We start from the raw sequence: 2,489 nt of genomic DNA, 5'->3' as shown, positions 1-2,489 counted from the left end.
CATCCCACTGGCGGTTCGTGACCCCAGCAGACCGCCACAGCTCACACTCCGCGTAGTCGTCCCGGGTTGCCTGCCGAGCGTCGAAACGGTCGTCCGGATCCGACCAACGGTCGGTACGGGCGACCCGCCGGGGCTCGGCGTAGGTGTCCGGCTCGTCGACGTAGTCCATCTCCTCGGCGGGAACCATGCCGAAGTAGGCCTTGAGCCGGTACATCGCGCTCATCGCTTCCCCTCGCTGCGCTCGGTCGGCGCTGCGCACAGGCGCCGTGCCCTTGATTCGCTCGCGAGCTCGCTCATGCGCGCTTCCCCAATCATCGCCCTCGACGCAGCTCCGCCCCCGCGAACCTGCGATCACCGGGAGGTTACTGTCCGGTCCCCCACAAGGGCCGTTCCGACACGCGCGACCGTCGAACCGTGACGGATCGCCACCTCCAGGTCGCCGCTCATCCCGGCCGACAGGACCGTCGCGGCGGGATGCTCGGCGCGCAACCGACTACCCGCCGCCTCGATCGCGGCAAACGACTCCTCGTCGTCCGTACCCAGGGGTGCGACGCTGAGCAACCCTTCGAGAACGAGCCCGCGCGCCTCCGTGACCTGCGCCGCGAGGTCCAGTAGTCCGGCGTCGGGGACACCGCCGCGCGCCGGGTCACCGTCCACGCTGTACTGGATCAGGACGGACAGCGGGGTGCCGCGCCTCGCGGCCTGCTTGTCCAGTTCCGCGGCCAGCCGGGCGGAGTCGACGGTCTCGACCCGTGTCACCCACGGGACCACCAGCTTCGCCTTGTTCCGTTGCAGGGCGCCGATGAAGTGCCACCGCAGGTCGAGGTCCGGACGTGCCGCACGGATCTCCTCGGCTTTGGCTGCCGCCTCCTGCGCACGGTTCTCGCCGAAGTCCCGGAGACCGAGGTCGGCGAGGGCGATGACGTCCGCGGCGGGGATGGTCTTGGTGACGGCGAGCAGCTCCACCTCGTCCGGGCCGCGGCCCGCGGCGGTGCAGGCCGCGGTGATCCGCTCCCGGACGGCGACGAGGCGCTTCTCCAGGTCGGCACGGCGTTCCGGGGACGTTTCGGCACTCACGGGACGACCTTATGCCGGTGGGGTGGGCTGTTGATCGCACGTTTCGTGCTCTCAGCGCTGCATGATCACTGTTTGCGTGCTCTCAGCGCTGTGCAGGCAGCGGTGAGAGCACGCAAGCCGCGATCATGGGATGGGAGGTGGGCGGGCGACCTTGATCGCACGTTTCGTGCACCCAGCGCTGCATGATCACCGGCTGCGTGCTCTCAACGCTGTGCAGGCAGCGGTGAGAGCACGCAAGCCGCGATCATGGAACGAGAGGCCGGCGGGCGACCTTGATCGCACGTTTCGTGCACCCAGCGCTGCATGATCACCGGCTGCGTGCCCTCAACGCTGTGCAAGCCGCGCTAAGAGCACGCAAGCCGCGATCATGGACGCCGTCAGGTGCGCGGATCCAGCCAGGTGACGCCGGCGTGTCGACCCGTGCGCCGGTCGCGGCGGTGGCTGAACAGGGCGCGTTCCTCGAGGGTGCAGCGGGGGTCGATCCCGACCTTCGTCACCCCCAGCTCGGCGAGCTGGCGAAAGAGGCCCGCGCGGACGTCGATCGACGGCGTGGCCTGTCTCGTCTTCGCCCCACTGCCGGGCAGCTGCGCGGCCACCTCGGCGCGCATCGCCGCGGGGACCTCGTAGCAGAGGCCGCAGACCGCGGGCCCGAGCAGCACCTCGATGTCCGCGACCCGGGCACCGAGCTCGACCATCGCCTCGACCGTCGCCGGGACCACCCCCGCCGCGGCCCCCACGCGTCCGGTGTGGTCGCCGAGCAGCACCGGGGTGCAGTCCGCCGCCAGCACGACGAGCCCGACGCCGGGTTCCGCGGTCACCGCCGCGTCGGTCTCCGGGACGTCCGGGGCGGAGCGCTTCGGAGGCTCCGTCACCCGTTCCACACGCGTGCCGTGGACCTGTCCGAGGAACACCGCGCCGCGCAGGCCGAGCTCCTTGATGAGCCGGTAGCGGTTGGCGTCGACGTTGCCCGGGTCGTCGCCGACCGCGCGGGAGAGGTTGAAGGAGTCGAAGGGGGCCGACGAGCGCCCCCCGGCCCGGGTCGTCATGACCCGCCGGACCCGGACCGCCGTCTGCTGCGCCATGCTCCCGACCCTATCCGGCCGACCATGATCGCCGGTTGCGTGCAACCAGCGCTGCCGCAACAGCGCTCAGCGCACGCAGACAGCGATCTTGCTGCGCTGAGAGCACGAAACGTGCGATCTTGGACCGCCGCAGAAACACCACGAACCGCGCCCCCTCGGAGGCGCGGCTCGAAGTGCGGGACGTGTCAGCGGCGCATGAAGGGCGGGACGTCGACGTCGTCCTCGCTCGGGGTCGTCGAGGCCTCGGCGGTCGCCGTGGCCGCGGCGGGCTGCTCCGGGGCGGCGGGGGTGTTGAGCTCCGTCATCGCCGGGTTCTGGCGGTCCGCGTCG

The 2,489-nt window shown here is 71.2% G+C and carries 2 protein-coding genes and 1 pseudogene; all 3 read right to left on the bottom strand.

What is annotated here, in order from left to right; genetic code table 11:
• A pseudogene (locus tag H5J29_RS29080) lies at window positions 1–223 on the bottom strand (hypothetical protein); the annotation flags it as partial.
• 128 nt (window positions 224–351) lie between these two features.
• Window positions 352–1,077: a YggS family pyridoxal phosphate-dependent enzyme gene (locus H5J29_RS29075; RefSeq protein WP_181784173.1), complete on the bottom strand. Its 726-nt coding sequence runs from the start codon at window positions 1,075–1,077 to the stop codon at window positions 352–354.
• A 377-nt stretch (window positions 1,078–1,454) separates the two neighbouring features.
• A complete protein-coding gene (pgeF, locus tag H5J29_RS29070; protein ID WP_246394450.1) occupies window positions 1,455–2,159 on the bottom strand; it encodes a peptidoglycan editing factor PgeF in 705 nt (234 codons plus the stop codon).
• Between the last annotated feature and the right edge of the window lie 330 nt (window positions 2,160–2,489).

Origin of the sequence: Pseudonocardia pini, assembly GCF_013870575.1 — a bacterium.
Lineage (GTDB): Bacteria > Actinomycetota > Actinomycetes > Mycobacteriales > Pseudonocardiaceae > Pseudonocardia > Pseudonocardia pini.
Note: the sequence above shows the minus strand (reverse complement) of the source record. Positions and strands in the feature narration are given on the sequence as shown.